Origin of the sequence: Ensifer sp. ENS06 (genome assembly GCF_014852205.1) — a bacterium.
Classification (GTDB): Bacteria; Pseudomonadota; Alphaproteobacteria; order Rhizobiales; family Rhizobiaceae; genus Ensifer; species Ensifer adhaerens.
The window spans coordinates 1-18,566 of the sequence record NZ_JACVBC010000005.1; the positions used below are offsets into that span (position 1 = coordinate 1).

An 18,566-nucleotide genomic window follows, 5' to 3' on the forward strand; every position below is an offset into this window, starting at 1 on the left:
TCAATCCGCTGCAGGTCACGCTCGCTCATCGCAATCAATCCCATCCGCAATCTCCCAGGTCATCAAAACCCGGGGAGAGTGACATTCCAACTTTGCAGGATCAGGACACTTTAACTTTGCGGCTACAGATTTAAGTCGCATAACATACATTATGGAACTCATTCGTGAACACCCATTCGGGCCGCTTTAGCGGTTCCGTGCCTTGTCATCGAGGTCGATCCCGGCAAGACGCTGGTCTACACGGTTGCTGATTTCGAGCTGCACTGGACAATCCAGCCGGACGGTGACTGCTGCATTCTTCGGCTGGAGCGGCGGGGCTTCGGCCTTGAAAACCCGCAACACCGCTTTGCCGACGAAAACATGCCGACTGTTGGCGCACACTCGTCTTGCCGCGCTTGGCAACTCGTGGCCGCTCACATGACACCTTCGGCTTCTTGATCCGAGGCGCGGCAAACTAAACCTGCTGCGATCAAACTCCGAAGGCCCGGCGCCGATCACGTTGATCGTATTCTGGAAGACTGGCTATCGACCAGGCGGGCGCAAATCGGGCTCCCGCTACTCAGCGCCGGATAGCTCTCGCCGATCTTTAAGGGTGGACAGGAAGTTCTGCCGGAACATCTTCCCCTGACCTTCCGGCCATCATCCATGCCGGTTCCCACTGCCATCAAACATGTGGAGCGCTTCGGTGCTCGCCCCGACCTTCACCTCGTCACCGATCTCGTTGCGCGCGCGCCCGGAAACGCGAAAGACCAACTCGTCGCCGTTTTGGAGGCGACCGTGTATGAGGCTTTCGGCGCCGACCAACTCGATGCCGTCGATGCGCACCGTCGCTTCGAAGGCTCGCGCTGGAGCATCGGCTGACATCGGCGAAATATCTTCCGGACGGACGCCTAGCGTGTAATCGCCAGTCGGCCTGGTCACATCCGCGGCAAGCGACCAGCCCGCCGACATGTCCTTGCCGGGCAGCAGGTTCATCGAGGGCGAGCCGATAAAGGTGGCGACGAAGGTGGTCGCGGGCTTCTCGTAGAGTTCCAGTGGCGTGCCGACCTGCTCGATGCGGCCGGCGCTGACGACGACAAGCCGGTCGGCAAGCGTCATCGCTTCCATCTGATCATGCGTGACATAGACGCTCGTCGTTGCGAGCGAGCGCTGCAACCGCTTGATTTCGATGCGCATCTGCCCGCGCAGCTTGGCATCGAGGTTCGAGAGCGGTTCGTCGAACAGAAACGCGGCGGGCTGGCGAACGATTGCCCGCCCCATGGCAACGCGCTGGCGCTGGCCGCCCGAAAGCTGCCGTGGTTTGCGGTCGAGATAGGGCTCGATTTCAAGCGTCCTTGCGGCCGTGGCAATGCGCTGGTCGATCTCGGCCGGCGGTGTCTTTCGGTTCTTGAGCCCATAGGCAAGATTCTGGCGCACCGTCATGTGCGGATAAAGCGCGTAGTTCTGGAAGACCATCGCGATGTCGCGCTCTGCCGGCTCGACGTCGTTGACCCGACGCCCGCCAATCAGGATATCTCCGCCGCTGATGTTCTCGAGCCCGGCGATCATGCGCAACAGCGTGGACTTGCCGCAGCCGGACGGCCCGACAAGAACGACAAACTCTCCGTCCTTGATCTCGAGCGAAACGCCCTTGATCGCTTCCACCGTGCCATAGGTCTTGCGGACGTCATTCAGGGTAATTTCAGCCATTACTTTTCTGTCTCCACAAGACCTTTGACAAACCAGCGCTGCATCAGCACGACCACGAGGATCGGCGGGATGATCGCAAGGATCGCCGTCACCATCACATAGTTCCAAGGCGTCGAGGCGTCGGTAAAATCGATCATCCGCCGGAGCCCGATGATGATTGTGTTCATCTTCGCGTCATTGGTGACGAGCAGCGGCCAGAGATACTGGGTCCAGCCATAGATGAAGAGGATAACGAAGAGCGCCGCGATGTTCGTTGCCGAGAGCGGCAGCAGGATATCCTTCATGAAGCGAAACGGACCGGCATTGTCGATGCGCGCGGCCTCCACCAGTTCCCCTGGTATCGTCAGGAAGAACTGGCGAAAGAGGAACGTCGCCGTTGCCGACGCCATCAGCGGCAGCGTCAGCCCCGCATAGGTGTCGATCAAGCCGAGATCGACGATCACCTTGTAGGTCGGCAGGATGCGCACCTCGACCGGCAGCATCAGGGTGATGAAGATCATCCAGAAGAACAGCATCTTCAGCGGAAAGCGGAAGAACACGATCGCAAAGGCCGACAGGAAGGAGATAACGATCTTGCCGACAGCGATCGCGATCGCCACGACCGTCGAATTGAACAACAGCCGCTCGAGGCTGACGCCAACGACACGCTCGACGCCGCCGCCGATCGCCTCCCGATAGTTCTCGACGAGGTGATCTCCGACCACCAGCGACATGGGCGGCCGCACGATTTCGATCGAACTATGGCTCGAGGCGACCAAGGTATAGTAGATCGGCAGCGCGACGATGATGATCCCGATGACGAGTATCAGGTGGCTGATCGCAGTTGATATGGGACGGTTCTCGATCATCTGCGCCTCACGAATAGTGGACCCGCTTCTCGACGAAGCGGAACTGGAACGCAGTCAGCGCAATGACGATGATCATCAGGATCACCGACTGGGCTGCCGAACTGCCGAGGTCGAGATTGACGAAGCCGTCGTTATAGACCTTGTAAACGAGCGTCTCAGTGGCCTTGGCGGGGCCTCCGCCTGTGACCGCGTGAATGATGCCGAAGGTGTCGAAGAAGGCGTAGACGGTGTTGACGACGAGCAGGAAGAACGTCGTCGGCGCAAGTAACGGGAAGACGATGGTCCAGAACCGTTTGGTGCCACGGGCACCATCGATGGCTGCCGCTTCGATCAGCGACTTCGGGATCGCCTGCAGGCCGGCGACGAAGAAGAGGAAGTTGTAGCTGATCTGCTTCCAGGCTGCCGCGACGATCACCAGAAACATCGCCTGGTTGCCGTTGAGCAGCGGATCCCAAGCGAAGCCATTGCGGCGCAGAATGTAAGAGAAGGTGCCCATTGCAGGGTTGAACATGAACAGCCATAGCATGCCGGCAACAGCCGGGGCAACCGCATAGGGCCAGATTAGCAGCGTGCGATAGACGTTGCGCCCGCGCACCACCCGGTCGGCCGCCGTGGCGAGCAGCAGCGCGAGCGCCATCGACAGCAGCGCGGTCGCAAGGCTGAAGGCCACGGTGACCTTTAGCGAATGCAGATAGTCCGGGTTGGCAAGGATTGCCCGGAAGTTGGCGAGACCGACGAAGCCGGATTTAAGGCCGAACGGATCCTCGCGCAGCACCGACTGGTAGAGCGCCTGGCTGGCGGGCCAAAAAAAGAAGATGACCGTCAAGACGATCTGAGGTGCCAGCAGAAGATACGGCAGCACCTTGTTTGGAAACACGACGGACTGCATGGACTCCCCTCCCCATCAAAGACCGGTCCGCACCGCCTTTCGGCGATGCGGACATTTCGTTTAGGAGGTCAGTTTCCGACAGCAGTCTTGATCGCTGCGTTTGCCTTCACGACACCTTCGCTGAGGGCCGTCTTGGCATCCTTCTGGCCGGCAAGCATCGCTTCGAACTCTTCATTGAGGATGTCGCGAACCTGCGGAAGGTTGACCAGGCGAACGCCCTTGGAGTTTTCGGTCGGCGCCTTGCCCATCATCTGCTTGATCGGCGTCTCGCGGCCCGGGTTCTTTTCATAAAAGCCGGACTTCTTGGTTTCCTCATAGGCTGCAAGTGTGACCGGCAGGTAGCCCGAAACCTGGTGAAGCTGGGCCTGAGTTTCCGTTTTCGAGAGGAAATGGAAGAACTCGGCCACGCCTTTGTATTCGCCATCGCTCTTGCCGGCGAAGACCCAGAGGCTTGCGCCACCCGGGATGGTGTTCTGCGGGCCATGGCCCTCATAGTAGGGAAGCTCGCCGACACCATAGTTGATGCCCGACTTGACGATGTCGCCGAGGCCACCGGAGGATTCCGTCAGGATCGCGCACTCGCCCGACATGAACAGCTGCTTGGCTTCCGAGGTGCGACCGCCGTAACGGAAGGTGCCGTCCTTGGCGAGGTCGGCGATCGACTGGAAGTGGTCGACGAAGAGCGGCGCGTCGATCTTCAGTTCCACTTCGAGGCCGGCAAGCCCGTTTTCGTTCGTGCCGTAGGGCACATTGTTCCAGGCCGAGAAGTTTTCGGTCTGGATCCAGGTCAGCCAGGTCGAGGTGAAGCCGCAATTTGCCGCCCCGCTCGCTTTGATCTTCTTTGCCGCTTCGAAGACCTCGGGCCAGGTGGCCGGCGGCTTGGCCGTATCGATACCAGCCTTCGTAAAGGCGTCCTTGTTGAAATAGAGGATCGGGGACGACGAGTTGAAGGGGAAGGACAACATGGTCCCGTCAGCCTTGGAATAGTATGCGACGATGCCCGGCAGATACTGGTCCTTGTTGAACTCGTAGCCGCCCTTCTTAAGCACCTCCGCCACGGGGACCACGGCACCTTCCGCGCCCAGCATCACGCCACTGCCGGCGTCGAACACCTGCAGGATGGCGGGAGCCTGCTTGGAGCGGAATGCAGCGATACCCGCGTTCAGGGTCTCGCCATAGGTGCCCTTGAACACGGGGACAATCTTGTACTCCGACTGGCTTTCATTGAATTCCTTGGCAAGCCTTTCAACGGTTTCGTTGTTGGCGCCCGTCATCGCGTGCCACCAGGCAAGCTCCGTTGCCGCGAAGGTGTTCGAGGCGGCGAAGATCGAGATTGCAGATGTGGCCGCAAGCGTCCATTTCAAAACTCTCATGGCGGTTCCTCCCAATATTGAGACGACAAGTCTCGGTGCTCAGTCGCGTTGATCCTCCTCAATCAGTCGCGCCTGACTTTCGCAGCGAAAGTGCGCTGATTAAAAACGAACGATAACGAACCTGCAAGAGAAAATAGAATGCAGAATTCGCAATTTTCCGCCTTCGGAATATTCGTTCTGTTTCATATATGAACGCTGGAGGCACAATTGTCCCGGGCGAGATACAAATCGCCAACCACCCACAGCCTGCGCGACCGACTTGCGGCCGATGGACTTGCCCGCCTCCTCGCCTTGATGCCTGTCGCCCTCCTGCTCTGCTAGGGGCGGCCGCCGGGGTTCTGACACTGCAGCCTATCGACGCGCCTTAGGACGTGTCGCGAGCACGTTGCGGATCGCAAAGCTCGAATGGATCCGGGAGACCCCCGGTAAAGCCGAGAGAATCTCCTTGTGGATGCGTTCGAACTCGCCGGCATTGGCGACTTCGACGCGCAGGAGATAGTCCGATCCACCGGTCATCAAAAAACACTCCCGCAACTCGGGATGTCTTCGTACAGCCGCCTCGAACCGGTCGAGATAGTCCTCCGTCTGGCGGTCCAGCGTGATGTTGATGATAACGGCAATGCTGGCCTCGACGTTCGAGGTGTCCACCAGGGCGGTATAGCCGCGGATGACGCCGGACTGTTCCATCAATTTTATCCGCCTTAGACAAGCGGATGGCGAGAGCCCGACCTCGGTCGCGAGGCTGGCATTGCTCCGGCGCGCGTCCAGGCGCAGCAGCCGAAGGATATTGCGGTCTATGGTGTCGAGCGCGGGCATTGCAGATTATTCCAATTCTTCGCTGTTTCATTCAAAGATCACGAATCCGCGCAACGATCAATCGACAATTCGTCGACAATTCTGCGATCGTTTCACTACCCTCCGGACAAGTTGGGAGGCTCGGCCATGGACGGCGCAGTCAGGGAAAATACGCAGCAGAAAGCGATCAAGGGCGGCGCCTCAGGCTACCTCACGATCGATCTTGTGGCGCTGGTTCGCAATTACGACCGGCTTGTGTCTGAAATTGCGCCGGCGCGGGCCGCAGCAGTCGTCAAGGCGGATGCCTATGGGCTTGGCGCGGACCGGGTCGCGGCGCGCCTCTATGACCATGGCTGCCGGCACTTCTTCGTGGCCCAGTTCGTGGAAGCTCGGCGCCTGCGACCTCAGCTTGCCCGCGATGCGATGATCTTCGTTCTGAATGGCCTGCAGCCGGGCAATGAGCTCGCCTGCGCCGACGATGGGATTGTTCCAGTCATCAATTCCCTCGAACAATTGCGGCAATGGGCCGGTGCGGCTGTAAACCTCAACCGTCGCCTTCCCGCGGCGCTGCAGTTCGACACAGGCATGTCGCGGCTCGGTGTCCCGCCGCAGGAACGACCGGCGATCGCATCGATGCTGCGGACCTGCGGCATGATCGACATCCAGTTTGTCATGAGCCACCTGGCCTCTGCCGACGATGTCTTGAGCGAGCAGAACGGCAACCAGCTTGCCGAATTCCGACGCATCGCCACGGAGTTTCCGGAATACGAACTGTGCTTCGCCAACTCGGGCGGCATTTTCCTCGGCGAAGCCTATCACGGCGTGCTCGTTCGGCCAGGGATTGCACTCTATGGCGGTGCTCCGACGGATGGTCATCCAAACCCGATGGAGCCGGTCATCAAGCTAGATGTTGCGGTGGTACAGACGCGTGAAGTGCCGACCGGAGCGCGCGTCGGTTATGGCGGCAGCCATGTCGCCGCAAGCCCGACCCGGCTTGCCACCATTGCCGCCGGCTATGCCGACGGCCTGCCGCGCAGCCTGAGCGATCGGGGTGCGGTCTATTGCGACGGTGTTCGCTTGCCGATCGTCGGCCGGGTGTCGATGGACAGCATCACCATCGACATCTCTGCCTTGCCGGAGGGGCGCCTACAACTCGGCAGCCTGGTGGAGGTCCTCGGGCCCAACCAGACACTCGAAGACATCGCACACGATGCCGGCACCATCTCCTACGAAATCCTGACCGGTCTCGGGCATCGCTACGAACGGCAGTATCGCTGAGCTTCCTTTCCTTTTGAGGACATCATGAAAGTTATCGTTCTCGGCGCCGGCATCGTCGGCGTCACCTCGGCCTACCAGCTTGCCAAGAGCGGACATGAGGTCACCGTCATCGATCGCCAGCCCGGACCGGCGCTGGAGACGAGCTTTGCCAATGCCGGCGAGGTTTCCTTCGGCTACTGCTCGCCCTGGGCAGCACCCGGGATTCCGATGAAGGCGATGAAATGGCTGTTCATGGAGCACGCGCCGCTCATCCTTCGACCGAAGGTCGATGCCGCCATGATCTCCTGGATGATCAAGATGCTCTCGAACTGCACGTCCGGGCGCTACGCGATCAACAAGAGCCGCATGCTCAGGCTTGCCGACTACAGCCGCATCTCGCTCGCTGCGCTGCGCGCCGAAACCGGCATCGCCTATGACGAGCGCATGCAGGGAACGCTGCAGCTCTTCCGCACCCAAGCCCAGCTCGACGCCTCCGGCAAAGACGTCAAGGCGCTCGCCGCCGACGGTATTCCCTACGAAGTTCTGGACCGCGACGGCTGCATTCGCGTCGAGCCGGCGCTAAAACATGTGCGCGAGAAGATCGTCGGCGGCCTGCTGACGCCGAAGGACGAGACCGGCGACTGCTTCAAGTTCAGCAACGAACTTGCGAAAAAGGCGGAAGCGCTCGGCGTGCGCTTCAACTACGGCAGCATCATCCGCAGCCTCGACGTGGAAGGCGGCCGGATCAAGGGCGTCGTCACGGCGCATGGCACGCTCAAGGCCGACGCCGTCGTCGTGGCGCTCGGCAGCTTCTCCCCTCTCCTCGTCAGGCCGCATGACATCCGTCTGCCGGTCTATCCGGTCAAGGGCTACTCATTGACGATCCCGATCACCGACGCTTCGCGCGCGCCGGAATCGACCGTTATGGACGAAACCTTCAAGATCGCCATCACCAGGCTCGGCGATCGCATCCGCGTCGGCGGCATGGCGGAAATCTCGGGTTATACCAACGATCTCGGCGAGCCTCGCCGCCTGACGCTCCAGCACTCCGTCACCGATCTCTTCCCGGGTGGCGACGTGTCGAAGGCAAGCTTCTGGTCAGGGCTTCGCCCAATGACGCCGGATGGCACGCCTGTGATCGGCCCGACGAAGGTCGCCGGCCTTTATCTCAACACCGGTCACGGTACGCTCGGCTGGACGATGAGTTCCGGTTCGGCCCGCGTCATCGCTGATCTCGTCAGCGGACGCCAGCCGGAAATCGACGCCACCGATCTCGCGATCGCGCGCTACGCATAAGCGTGTTGCAATCAACCACCAATCTCGGAGACGATCATGATCCAGGAAATCCACACCACCGACGCGCCGGGTGCCGTCGGTCCCTTCTCACAGGCGATCAAGGTCGGCAACCTCCTGTTCGTCTCCGGTCAGCTTCCGATCGATCCGGCCACCGGAGAGTTCAACTCGGACGACGCGATCGCGCAGGCCGAGCAGTGCCTCAAGAACCTTGGGGCTATTGCGACCGCAGCGGGCACGACCCTTTCCAACACCGTCAAGACCACGGTTCTGCTCACCGACCTCGGACAGTTCGCGGAGATCAACAAGGTTTATGCGGGCTTCTTCGCCAAGCCGTTCCCGGCACGCGCCTGCTACGAGGTCAGCGCTCTGCCGAAGGGCGCGAAGGTGGAGATCGAGGCGGTCATCGCTATCCCGTAAAGTTTGCTGGCGCCGAAGCTCTTTCGGGAAAGGCGGGCGAAGCCGGCCGGCGGTCGACAGCCTCGCCGGCCAGGTTTCCGCGTCCGACAAAGTTCTGTTTCGTCATTTGGAAGACGAGGAAGACCTGATCATTCCGCTCATCTATCACCCAGCCCGGTTCCGCGCTTGCCTAGGGCTGTCGCTTGGCCTTGCCTCCTCCCCTCGCCTACGCAAACAATGAGTTGACCGTTTTAAGCGCCGAGGCGACACTTGTGATGTGCATCAAGGCAGGAGGGTAATGATGGCTGAGGCGGACCACTGGCGTCATATGGCAAGCGCACCGAAAAACGGGAGCCGGATCCTCGTTACGATCCGCCCGTCCGAACAGGGCGCCGCGGAAGTCGATCTCGCCTATTGGTCGAAGGGTGATCAGTTCGGGTCCGAAGGCTGGCGCGCCTCCGATTCCTCGCCCGGTCGCATCATCGAGTATCCCGAGCCGGAGCTGAAGTGTTGGATGCCGATGCCCATGGCCAATCTCGACCGCGCCGCTATGCCCCTGCCCTGGGAAGGCGAGGACGAACAGGAACTGGACGGCTCCGGGATCTAGGAGCCCACGCGCCAGCTCGTCAGGTAGCCCTTCGCTGTCCGTTGGCTTAGGCCGTCGCGTTGTCGAACTTTCTTCGCCACGGCGACACAATCGGCAGGTCGAGCCGATGTTCTTCATATCGCAGGGCACGGCCGCGGTGGTGCTCACCGCGGCCGCACAATCTGGCTATCGCATCATCGCCGCGACATTGCCGCCGTCGACGGTGATGACCGCGCCTGTGCTCGTGCGTGCCTTGGCGAGGTGCACGAAGGCTTCGGCCACATCCTTGGCTGCGACTTCGCGATGAACGAGATTGCCGCGCATGTAGGCTTCCGGTGTGATGCCGCGGGCGCGGCTACGCTCCTCGACCATCTGGTCGGTCATGAGACCGGTGCGGATGCGATCGGCGTTGACGGCGTTCGAAGTGATGCCGTCCGCGCCATGCTCGATGGCGTATTGCCGCATCAGCGCCATCAGCGCCGCCTTCGAGGTGCCATAGGGACCGAAGTTGGGGCCGGGATTGACCGCCTGCTTGGAGACGTTGAACACCAGCGCGCCGCCGGTGCGTTGCGCCTTCATGATCCTGGTCGCAGTCCGGGCAATGTAGTGATGCCCCCAGAAATTGAGCGCGAAGGCTTTCTCGAAGAGTTCGTCGGAGACCTCGATCATGGCGCCCTGGAAGGCAGCGCCGGCGTTCGAAATGACGATGTCGACACCGCCGAAATGTTCGGTAACGCCGGCGAGAGCGGCTTCAACGGCCTTGGGGTTGGTCACGTCGCAGGCGACGCCAAGGCCGCCAAGCCGGGCGGCCTCCTTCTTGACGGCCGCTTCGGCAAGATCGACGAGGGCGATTTCGGCGCCTTCCGCACGCAGCGCCTCGGCAATCGCAAGGCCAAGGCCGCCGGCGCCACCGGTCACCACCGCGACCTGTCGGCTGAGCGGCTTTTCCACCTGCTTCGCCAGTTTCACCTGCTCAAGCGACCAGTATTCTATGTCGAAGAGATCCTGTTCCGACAGCGCCTCGAAGCTCTCGATGCCCTCGGCGTTGCGGATGACGTTGATCGTGGCTTCCGCGACATCGGCGCCGACGCGTGCCGCCTTCTTGCTGGGACCTGCTGCGAAGAGGCCGACGCCGGCGACGTAGAAGACGCGGGGCATCGGGTCGAGCATCTTCTTGTTGCCGCCAACACGCGCGTTGTTGCGCTCGAAGTAGGCGCGGTATTCGGCGATGTAATCCGCCACCGCCGTGCGCACCGTCTCTGCCCAGGTGGCCATTTCTCCGGTAACCGGCGCCGGCAGGGCCAGTCCGAAGCGCTTGATGTGGATGACATGTTCCGGCGTCGCATTGCCGCGGCGCGCGAGATCGGCAGCGTTTTCTGCGTTGCAGAACTCGAGCACGGTCTCGCTCGCGCGGTGTTCGAGCACGAAGCGCTTCGGAGAGCCTTCGACACCGGTGTCGATGGCGACGGCGCCCCGCAGGATCGGGGCGATTTCGGCGGCCGACGCAATCGCTGCCGGTTGCTTTGCCTGAACGAACGGGCGCGGATTGCCTTTGGCGATGCGGCGCGAGGCCATGTCGATCGCCACGATCATCTTTTCATAGGCTTCGCGCGGATCCTCCGACCAGGTGAAGATGCCGTGCTTCAGCAGGATCATGCCGTCGGCGGTCGGATCGGCGCGGAAGGCCTCGTCGCAGGCTTTTGCGAGATCGAAGCCGGGCATGACATAGGGAACGATGATCGCCTTGGGGAAGAGTTCGCGAACGATATCTTCCCCGTGCGGCTGGTTGGTCAGCGATACGATCGCGTTGGCATGGGTGTGGTCGATGTGCTTGAACGGCAGGTTGGCGTGCAGGATCGCTTCGACAGAAGGATTGGGCGCCGCTGGATCGAGCAGCAACCGGCGCTGCAGCATGACCATGTCGTCGTCGCTAAGCGTCTGGAAACCGACCATCGCCTGCAGGGGCTGCAGGCGGACGGCCGGCAGTCCTGCCGGTTCGATCGTGCCCATGTCCCAGCCGCTTCCCTTGACGCAAAGAACCGGAATTTCCGAACCGTCGAGATCGGTAAAGGTGGTCTTCACCGACGTGTTTCCGCCGCCGTGCAGCACCAGTTCCGGATCCGATCCGAGCAGGCGCGTGGTGTAGGTGCGGATCGCCAGGTCGCGGTTGACGCCGTTGCGGACGTAGGCGTCGACGACACTGGCATATTCGGTTTCAGACCATCTCGATTTCATGCAAAGGCTCCTCAGCTTCCGGCAGACATCACCTGCGACGGCTCCGGACAAAAATGACATGGCGGGACCATGCCCACCGAGCCACAGGAGGCTGACGGGAAAGGCCGCTTGGGAAATTTGGGATCGGCGTCTGGCGCGGGCCGCGTCGAAGAGGCGCGGGTCCGATCCTGTCTGCCGCGGTCTCGCCTGCCCATGCGGCCACATTCGCGGCCGCGTGCTCAAGCGTGATTCCGTTCTCGATCGTCCGTCACAACGGAACGTAAACAAATGACAGCATAGTGTGTCAAATGTCAATTGAGCGGTCGAATTTGTTTGACGGCAGGCGCTTTTCCGGTTTGAGGTGGCGCAAACGGTATCAAGCGGAGTGACGGATGACGGAGAGCGCGCGGGCAAGTTGGATGATCGGCGAAGGCAAGTCGTTGCCGCCCGAGTTCGATGACGGGGTCGTTTGGGCCGCCTGGCTCTACTACGTCGATCAACTGACCCAGAGCGACATCGCCAAAATCCTCGGCATGTCGCGCGCGACCATCGTCAACTACCTTCAGGAGGCCCGCGAGCGCGGCCTCGTCACCATCCGCGTCAACACCGATGTCGGCGGACGCGTCGCCGTGGCTCGCAAGCTCAAGGAGAAGTTCGGGCTCGAAGGAGCGCTGGTCATTCCCGCGGGAGAGCCTGCGTCGCTGGTGACGCGGCTCGGTGAGGCGGGCGCCCGCCTGCTTGCCGACATGATCAAGCAAGGCGACACGATCGGTGTTGCCTGGGGACGGACCGTGCTTGCAGTCGCCGACCAGATCTCGCTGACCGAAGCACTCGATGGGCTGACTGTCGTCCAGGTCTCGGGTAGTTCCATCGCCAATCCCGAATTCTCGCCGGAGTTCTGTACCTCGCTGATGTCCCAGCGCATTCACGCGCGCTGCGTCAACCTTTTGGCGCCGGCGCTGCTGTCGACGCCGGAACTGAAACGCTGGCTTCTCTCCGAACCGGTGCTCGTCAAGCAGTTCGAGCTTATCCATTCCACCAACATCCTGGTCTTCGGCGTCGGCGATATCGGTCCTGACACGCTGATCCGGTCGGCCAATGTCGCAAGCCAGGAGGACTTCGACTCCTACCAGGCGCACGGCGCAGTCGCGGTGCTGATCTGCCGGTTCATCGACGAGGCGGGCCGACAGGTGAGCGGCGAACTCGACGATCGCATGGTGGGCATCGAGCTCGACGAACTCGTGCGCATCCCGAGCCGCGTCTGTGTCGCCGGCGGCGCGAACAAGGTAACGGCAATCCGCGCGACGATGAATGGCGGCTACGCCACTCACCTTGTCACCGACATCGAAACCGCCGAGATGCTGCTGGCCGAAGGGGCCTGAGGCGCTCCGTCAGGAGCGCCCTGCCAGCCCGTCAGTTTGCCTTGACGCGCGCGGTGCGCATGAATGCCTGCGTCCCCTCGAAGGAGGTGATGCCGGCATCAGAACCGAGACCGGTCGCCACCAGCGCGGCCGAGGCCTGCGCGAACTTCAGTGATGTCTCCGTGTCCATTTTGTGGTGCAGGCCGGTGATGAAACCGGCATTGAAGGCGTCGCCGCAGCCGGTCGTATCGACGACGTCGATCTCGAAGGCCGGCAGTTTCACGGTCTTTCGGTCCGGATCCATGAAATAGACGCCGTCGCCGCCGAGTGTGAAAACGCAATGCTTCACACCGAGATCGCAGAAGAAGAGCGCCGCATCCTCGGCGGTTTTCCGCCCGGAAATCAGCATGGCCTCCTCCACCGACGGCATGAAGTAGTCGATATAGGGGAAGAGCGGGCGGATGAGGGAAAGCGTCTTCTCACTGGCGCCGAGCAGATCGAAGGTGACGATCCGGTCCTTGGCCTTGGCCGCTTCGAGAAGCACGCGGCTCGGCTCACCGTCGAGGCGGTCGAGCAGGCCCGTGCCGCCAAGGTGGACAATCGGCGCCGCCGTCACGCGATCGAGCGCTTCGGCTGCGATCTCGAAATGACCGGACGCGCCGCGGACGTGAAGAGCAGGCCTTTCGCCGTTGCGGCGGATGTTGAGGATCGTGGCAGACGTCGGAACGCCGGGGATCCGCTGCATCTCGGCCGTATCGACGCCGAAGCGCTGCAAGGTCGAAAGCACGAAATCGGCCTTCTCGTCGTCACCGACGGCGCCAACCGCGAGGCAGTTGAGACCGAGCTTTGCAAGGTCGACGACGGTGCCCCCGGCGGTACCGGCAACCGTCAAGCGGATCTCGTCGATAAACTCGACATTGCCGCCCTCGGGAATGCGATCGACCGGGCGACCGAGGATGTCGAGAATGTAAAGTCCGATGACCGAAACATCGTGCGCCATGCACTCAAACCTTTCTCAAGGAAACAGGGTTGTCGAATGACGCCGGCCCTGACCGCGCTTGGCGGCCCCGGGACCAGCCGTCAGGATTGTCTGCCGCGGATCGAGAAGATCGCGCCGGCGAGAATGATAAAAATACCGACGATGACGAGCTGCCAGGTGCTCGGAATGCCGACGAGAATGAGGACGTTACTGACGAGCGTGATCAGCACGACGCCCAGAAGCGTGCCGATGACGCTGCCGGAGCCGCCGGTGATACGCGCGCCGCCGAGGACCACCGCGGCGATGATTTCGAGCTCGGCGCCGGCGAGATCGAACGGGTTCGCCAGCCGGTTGCTGGAGACGTGAATGATCCCGGCGACGCCGGCGAGAAGCCCCGCATAGGCAAAGACAAAGATACGGACCGTGCGCAGGTTGTAGCCGAGCCGCTCGGCCACACCGGCGTTTCCGCCGACGGCGTAGACTGCACGGCCGATGAGGGTGCGCTCAAGGATCCACCAGGTGACGAGCGAAGCAATGGCGAGGATGAGCACGAAGGCCGGCAGCGTCGAGGTCGAACCGTTGGCGCTGTGATGGGTGAAGAGCGCAAGCTTTCCGAACGCGTCCATTGCCGCAGGAATGTTCATGAACAGCGCCGTGCCGACAAAGGTGAGCAGGAAGCTGCGGATTACATATTGCGTGCCGATCGTCACGATCAGCGATGGCGCTTTCAGGGCATGAACCAGAACGCCGTTGAGCGCGCCGAAACAGGCACCGCCGACCGCGCCGAGCGCGAGGATCGCGACGATCGGCATGTCGGGCACGACATTCACCACCAGCATGGTGACGGCGTACATGACGAATGCGGCAATCGCCGTGAACGAGACGTCGATGCCACCGGAGGCAAGGACGACGAGCACGCCGAGCGCGAAGAGGCCGCGGACGACGGACGCACGCAGGATGTCAAAAAGGTTCGACACCTGCCAGAAGTCCGTGTTGATTGCACCGACGACGAGCGAAACCGCGACGATCAGGATCAGCGTGAAGGCCGGTGGGTGGCGCATGAGCCACGTCCAGATGCCGGCAACGGCGCCCGCGCTTTCAGACCGGGGTGCTGCCGGGGAGAAGGTGGTTTCGCTCATTGAAGCCTCGCAATGGTATCGTCGGTCAGCGCGCGGGAGAGAACGTCTTCCGCCAGCCCCTCGGCGGCAAAGGTTTTGACGACTCGACCCTTGCGCATGACCATGATGCGGTCGCAGTTCTGCAGCAGTTCGGGCAGGTCGTCGCTGATGATGATGACGCCCATGCCGTCGCCGGCGAGCCGCTGGATGATCCGATAGATCGTGTCCTTGGAGCCGACGTCGACGCCGACGGTCGGGCCGTGCAGGATGAGCAGTTTTGGTTCGATCGTCAGCCAGCGCCCGATGAGCACGCGCTGCTGGTTGCCGCCGGACAACGACTGCACCGGCTTGTCGACGCCGGCCGAGACGACCTGAAGGTCGTCGACCGTGCGCTCGGCGAGCGCTCGGCTGCGGCGCCCGTCGACGATGCCGAAGGCATTGCGCAGCCGGTCGAGGACCGGAACCACGATATTGTCCTTGATCGATTGCGAAAGGAACAATCCCTCCGAGAGCCGGTCCTCGGGAACGTAGCCAATCCCGGAAGTGATCGCATCGGCGGGTTTGCCAAGGCGGATCTCGTTGCCTTCGAGAAATACACCGCCGCCGTCGGCCGGCGAAACGCCGGCGAGCGCAAGCGCCAGTTCGTTGCGCCCGGAATCGAGCAGGCCGGTAATGCCGATGATCTCGCCCTTGCGCAGCGACAAGGACACGTCAGCAAAAAATCCGGTTCGTGAGAGCTTTTCGACATTGAGCAGCTTCTCGCCGAGCGTGATGGCGGACCGCTGGCGGGTGTCGTCCAGCACTTTGCCTGTCATCCAGAAGGCTAGATCGGCCTTCGAATGGCCCTCGACGTCGCATTCGGCGACTTTCTGGCCATCGCGCATGATGATCGCTCGCCCGCCGAGCGACTTGCACTCGTCGAGCTTGTGGGTGACGAACAGCACGGCCACGCCCTTGGCGCGCAGGCGGTCGACGACGCCGATGAGATTGTCGACCTCGTGTTTGGTCAGCGCGGTCGTTGGCTCGTCCATGATGACGAGGCGGGCGTCGGAGGCGATTGCGCGGGCAATGGCGATCAGCTGCCGCGTCGCCATCGGCAACTCGTCCGTCCGCGTTGAAAGAAAGGCCCTGCTCGCCGGCAGGCCGACGGCCGTAAGGGCGCGCTCGGCCGTCGCCCGCATCTTCGGTATGTCGAGCCGCCGCGCAAGCTTGCCCGACGAGGACACCAACTGCTGAGTCAGCCCGATGTTCTCGGCGACGGAGAGATTGGGGAGCAGCGAGAAATCCTGATAGACCGTTTCGATGCCGGCAGCGAGGGCTGCGACCGGTGTCAGTCCGGTGACCGTCTTGCCGTCGATCAATAGTTCGCCTGCATCAGCCCCTTGAGCCCCGGAAATGATCTTGATGAGCGTGCTCTTGCCGCAGCCATTCTCACCCATCAGGTGATAGATGTTGCCGACCTCGATCGAAAGGCTCACGCCCTTGAGCGCGCGCACGCCACCGAAGTGCTTCTCGATGTTGCGCACCTCCAGAAAAGGGGTCGCGGGCTTGAGATGCGGTTCACCGCCAGTGGGCTGGGGCTGCATGGCTTTGTCCTGATGGTGCATGAGGGCGTTCGAGGGACACACCGCCGCGCCGGTATATGGCGCGACGGCATTAATCGGCAGAACCGATCAGAACGGGTATTTGCCGTAGTTCGACTTGTCGACGTCGACCCAGGCTTCGCCGACGACGATGATACCGTCACCGGCACCCTTCTTGACCGTCACCTTTTCGTAGCCGGGCACGCCGAGATCCATGCCGTCCTTGATCTCTTCGCCCTTGATGACCATGTCGGCCACCTTGTTCATGACGTAGCCGGCATCCTTCGGATCCCAGAAGCTGATGCCATCGACGGCGCCGGATTCAAGATAGGATCCGGTATCCTTCGGCAGGCCGATGCCGAAGACGCAGGTCTTGTCCTGCAGGCCGGCCTCTTCGACGGCGCGGCCGATGCCGATGACGTCGATGGCGGAGCCGCCCTGGAAGCCCTTGATGTCGGGGTACTTGCGCAGGATCTCGCGGGCCTTCTCATAGGCGCGGTTGGCGTCGTTGAAGGATTCGTTCTTCTCCGAGACCAACTCCATCTCTGGGTACTTCTTGGCGTTTTCAGCGCCCCCGTCAGCCCACTGGACATGCGTCAGGCTGCCGAGCGAACCGACGAAGGACGTCCATTTTCCTGATTTGCCCATGCACTCGGCGATCTTCTCGTTGAAGCGGGCGCCGAAGGCCTTGTTCTCGAAGGCTTCGATGTCGACGAGCGTGTTCTTCATGCTGTCGGCCTCGTGGGTCACCACCTTGATGCCGCGCTGGGCGGCGCGCTTCAGCACGCCTTCGAGCGACGACGCATCCATCGGCACGACGGCAATCGCGCTGACCTTCTTGGCGACAAGGTCCTCAATCAGGCGTGCCTGCTGGGCGGCATCCGCCTTGCCCGGGCCGATTTGGCTCGTGGCAACCGTGTCGTTGTCGTTGCCATAGGCGGCGACGCCCTCGGCCATGCGGGTGAACCAATTCTCGCCGGTGACCTTGACGACGGTCACGATGCTCGGCTTCTCCTCGGCCATGGCAGCCGCGGCACTCCAGATGGTGCTGAGAGCCACGGTGCAGGCGGCAATTTTACGAAAATCAGGCATAGTTCCTCCCATTGCGCCTTCGAAAGGAAAGAGCTGTGGCGCGCGAAGGCTCGCGCCCGGCCCTGGCGGAAACGGGGTTTAGCTGCGGGCCGCCCTGAACCAGGCTTTGAAGTCGAAGCCGGAGGTGGCGATGAAAACGAGCAGAAGAACGCCCCAGGCGAGGTCTCGGAAGAAGTTCGAGATGTTCATGAAGTTGAAGAGGCTGGAGAGCATCTGCAGCGACGTTGCCGAAAGCACGACGCAGATGACTCGCCCATAGCCGCCCTCGGGGCGAACCCCGGCCATGACGGCGATCAGGATAGCGATGAGGACATAGGAGGTGCCGTAGTCCCACTTCACGCTCGAGGTGCGCGCGGCAATGACGATGCCGGCAACCGACGCCAATAACCCGCAAACCGTATAGGTCAGGAACAGGATGCGCTTTTCCGGGATGCCCGCGTAGCGCGCGGCCTTGGCATTGTTGCCGAGCAGAAGCAGACGTTGGCCGAAGGGCGTGAAACGCAGGATGGCGCCGATCGCGAGCGCGACGACCAGGAACAGAGCGAAGCATTGGGGCACGCTCAGGATCGTGGCATTACCGAAATCGTCGAGCGGCTCGACGTAGCCGATGCTGAGCGCCGAACCATTGGTGAGAACGATCGCCAGGCCGGTAAAGAGCAATTGCGTGCCGAGCGTGGCGATGATCGGCGTCAATCCAACCTTCGCGATCAGGAAACCGTTCAGCATGCCGCCGACAAGGCCGATGCCAAGCGCTACGCCGATCAGGCTCCACGTGAAGAGAAGCGGAGCCTCGTCGGCGGGAATCACGTCGCGCAGAAAGAAGTAGGCGGCAACGCCCGAGAGATTGGCAAGCGCGATGCCGGAAAGGTCGATGCCGCCGTTGCCGGACATCATGGCCAGCATGACGCCAAGGGCGAGGAACCCCAGTTCGGGGACCTGCGACGCCATGGACTGGAAGTTATAGAGCTCGACGAAACTCGCGCCGACGAGTATCGCACCGGCGACAATGGCGGCAACGTTCACAGTGGCGAGAAAGCCGAGCTGCCGATCCATCTGAAAAGCCACGATGTCCCCTCCCATGCTGGCATCT

At 62.0% G+C, this 18,566-nt stretch carries 17 protein-coding genes; 5 read left to right on the plus strand and 12 right to left on the minus strand.

Features of this window, described 5'->3' with window-relative positions; all coding sequences use genetic code 11:
• Positions 1–186: 186 nt before the first annotated feature.
• From IB279_RS19165 to IB279_RS19190, 6 genes are all read right to left on the minus strand, one after another.
• The gene (locus IB279_RS19165; protein ID WP_162741169.1) at positions 187–417 is read right to left on the minus strand and encodes a hypothetical protein; all 231 of its coding nucleotides are present in this window, start codon (positions 415–417) and stop codon (positions 187–189) included.
• 222 nt (positions 418–639) lie between these two features.
• Positions 640–1,689 (minus strand): sn-glycerol-3-phosphate import ATP-binding protein UgpC, encoded by a 1,050-nt coding sequence (locus IB279_RS19170; RefSeq protein ID WP_112772362.1) that lies wholly within the window; start codon positions 1,687–1,689, stop codon positions 640–642.
• Entirely contained in the window at positions 1,689–2,537 is an 849-nt protein-coding gene (gene ugpE, locus IB279_RS19175; protein WP_113187770.1) for a sn-glycerol-3-phosphate ABC transporter permease UgpE, read from the minus strand. Before ugpE ends, IB279_RS19170 begins: the two co-directional genes overlap by 1 nt.
• 7 nt (positions 2,538–2,544) lie before the next feature.
• Positions 2,545–3,426, minus strand: coding sequence for a sn-glycerol-3-phosphate ABC transporter permease UgpA (gene ugpA / locus IB279_RS19180; protein WP_034790369.1), 882 nt, complete (start codon positions 3,424–3,426; stop codon positions 2,545–2,547).
• 68 nt (positions 3,427–3,494) lie between these two features.
• Positions 3,495–4,799, minus strand: a complete 1,305-nt coding sequence (gene ugpB / locus IB279_RS19185) for a sn-glycerol-3-phosphate ABC transporter substrate-binding protein UgpB (protein ID WP_113187769.1) — start codon at positions 4,797–4,799, stop codon at positions 3,495–3,497.
• Positions 4,800–5,150: 351 nt separating this feature from the next.
• Complete coding sequence (locus IB279_RS19190; RefSeq protein ID WP_034790372.1) at positions 5,151–5,615, minus strand: Lrp/AsnC family transcriptional regulator; 465 nt, start codon at positions 5,613–5,615, stop codon at positions 5,151–5,153.
• Positions 5,616–5,741: 126 nt separating this feature from the next.
• Here IB279_RS19190 and alr point away from each other — a divergent pair, with 126 nt between their 5' ends.
• The 4 genes from alr to IB279_RS19210 all read left to right on the plus strand — a co-directional run bounded on the left by alr (position 5,742) and on the right by IB279_RS19210 (position 9,150).
• Positions 5,742–6,872: an alanine racemase gene (gene alr, locus IB279_RS19195; protein ID WP_113187768.1), complete on the plus strand. Its 1,131-nt coding sequence runs from the start codon at positions 5,742–5,744 to the stop codon at positions 6,870–6,872.
• Between the two features lie 24 nt (positions 6,873–6,896).
• Positions 6,897–8,147: a D-amino acid dehydrogenase gene (locus IB279_RS19200; RefSeq protein ID WP_034790377.1), complete on the plus strand. Its 1,251-nt coding sequence runs from the start codon at positions 6,897–6,899 to the stop codon at positions 8,145–8,147.
• 36 nt (positions 8,148–8,183) lie between these two features.
• Positions 8,184–8,564, plus strand: coding sequence for a RidA family protein (locus IB279_RS19205; RefSeq protein ID WP_060610740.1), 381 nt, complete (start codon positions 8,184–8,186; stop codon positions 8,562–8,564).
• Between the two features lie 280 nt (positions 8,565–8,844).
• The gene (locus tag IB279_RS19210; protein WP_060610737.1) at positions 8,845–9,150 is read left to right on the plus strand and encodes a hypothetical protein; all 306 of its coding nucleotides are present in this window, start codon (positions 8,845–8,847) and stop codon (positions 9,148–9,150) included.
• A 165-nt stretch (positions 9,151–9,315) separates the two neighbouring features.
• On the opposite strand, the gene IB279_RS19215 is transcribed toward IB279_RS19210, so the two are convergent.
• Positions 9,316–11,364, minus strand: a complete 2,049-nt coding sequence (locus IB279_RS19215; RefSeq protein ID WP_192339555.1) for a bifunctional aldolase/short-chain dehydrogenase — start codon at positions 11,362–11,364, stop codon at positions 9,316–9,318.
• Between the two features lie 371 nt (positions 11,365–11,735).
• On the opposite strand from IB279_RS19215, the gene IB279_RS19220 reads away from it, so the two are divergent.
• Positions 11,736–12,725: a sugar-binding transcriptional regulator gene (locus tag IB279_RS19220; RefSeq protein ID WP_244546778.1), complete on the plus strand. Its 990-nt coding sequence runs from the start codon at positions 11,736–11,738 to the stop codon at positions 12,723–12,725.
• Between the two features lie 31 nt (positions 12,726–12,756).
• Here IB279_RS19220 and IB279_RS19225 read toward each other — a convergent pair whose 3' ends face one another.
• The 5 genes from IB279_RS19225 to IB279_RS19245 all read right to left on the minus strand — a co-directional run bounded on the left by IB279_RS19225 (position 12,757) and on the right by IB279_RS19245 (position 18,529).
• Positions 12,757–13,704 (minus strand): carbohydrate kinase family protein, encoded by a 948-nt coding sequence (locus tag IB279_RS19225; RefSeq protein ID WP_034790386.1) that lies wholly within the window; start codon positions 13,702–13,704, stop codon positions 12,757–12,759.
• Positions 13,705–13,784: 80 nt separating this feature from the next.
• A complete protein-coding gene (locus IB279_RS19230) occupies positions 13,785–14,744 on the minus strand; it encodes an ABC transporter permease (protein ID WP_375292955.1) in 960 nt (319 codons plus the stop codon).
• A gap of 74 nt (positions 14,745–14,818) precedes the next feature.
• On the minus strand, positions 14,819–16,387 hold the full coding sequence (locus IB279_RS19235) for a sugar ABC transporter ATP-binding protein (protein WP_113187781.1): 1,569 nt from the start codon (positions 16,385–16,387) through the stop codon (positions 14,819–14,821).
• Between the two features lie 87 nt (positions 16,388–16,474).
• On the minus strand, positions 16,475–17,476 hold the full coding sequence (locus IB279_RS19240) for a substrate-binding domain-containing protein (protein WP_089044878.1): 1,002 nt from the start codon (positions 17,474–17,476) through the stop codon (positions 16,475–16,477).
• Positions 17,477–17,554: 78 nt separating this feature from the next.
• Positions 17,555–18,529, minus strand: a complete 975-nt coding sequence (locus IB279_RS19245) for an ABC transporter permease (protein WP_113187780.1) — start codon at positions 18,527–18,529, stop codon at positions 17,555–17,557.
• Positions 18,530–18,566 lie beyond the last annotated feature (37 nt).

Bases quoted from the DNA above. Each gene is read 5' to 3' on its own strand.
- IB279_RS19170 (WP_112772362.1), bottom strand. From the start codon at position 1,689: ATGGCTGAAATTACCCTGAATGACGTCCGCAAGACCTATGGCACGGTG.
- ugpE (WP_113187770.1), bottom strand. From the start codon at position 2,537: ATGATCGAGAACCGTCCCATATCAACTGCGATCAGCCACCTGATACTC.
- ugpA (WP_034790369.1), bottom strand. From the start codon at position 3,426: ATGCAGTCCGTCGTGTTTCCAAACAAGGTGCTGCCGTATCTTCTGCTG.
- ugpB (WP_113187769.1), bottom strand. From the start codon at position 4,799: ATGAGAGTTTTGAAATGGACGCTTGCGGCCACATCTGCAATCTCGATC.
- IB279_RS19190 (WP_034790372.1), bottom strand. From the start codon at position 5,615: ATGCCCGCGCTCGACACCATAGACCGCAATATCCTTCGGCTGCTGCGC.
- alr (WP_113187768.1), top strand. From the start codon at position 5,742: ATGGACGGCGCAGTCAGGGAAAATACGCAGCAGAAAGCGATCAAGGGC.
- IB279_RS19200 (WP_034790377.1), top strand. From the start codon at position 6,897: ATGAAAGTTATCGTTCTCGGCGCCGGCATCGTCGGCGTCACCTCGGCC.
- IB279_RS19205 (WP_060610740.1), top strand. From the start codon at position 8,184: ATGATCCAGGAAATCCACACCACCGACGCGCCGGGTGCCGTCGGTCCC.
- IB279_RS19210 (WP_060610737.1), top strand. From the start codon at position 8,845: ATGGCTGAGGCGGACCACTGGCGTCATATGGCAAGCGCACCGAAAAAC.
- IB279_RS19215 (WP_192339555.1), bottom strand. From the start codon at position 11,364: ATGAAATCGAGATGGTCTGAAACCGAATATGCCAGTGTCGTCGACGCC.
- IB279_RS19220 (WP_244546778.1), top strand. From the start codon at position 11,736: ATGACGGAGAGCGCGCGGGCAAGTTGGATGATCGGCGAAGGCAAGTCG.
- IB279_RS19225 (WP_034790386.1), bottom strand. From the start codon at position 13,704: ATGGCGCACGATGTTTCGGTCATCGGACTTTACATTCTCGACATCCTC.
- IB279_RS19230 (WP_375292955.1), bottom strand. From the start codon at position 14,744: ATGCGCCACCCACCGGCCTTCACGCTGATCCTGATCGTCGCGGTTTCG.
- IB279_RS19235 (WP_113187781.1), bottom strand. From the start codon at position 16,387: ATGCAGCCCCAGCCCACTGGCGGTGAACCGCATCTCAAGCCCGCGACC.
- IB279_RS19240 (WP_089044878.1), bottom strand. From the start codon at position 17,476: ATGCCTGATTTTCGTAAAATTGCCGCCTGCACCGTGGCTCTCAGCACC.
- IB279_RS19245 (WP_113187780.1), bottom strand. From the start codon at position 18,529: ATGGATCGGCAGCTCGGCTTTCTCGCCACTGTGAACGTTGCCGCCATT.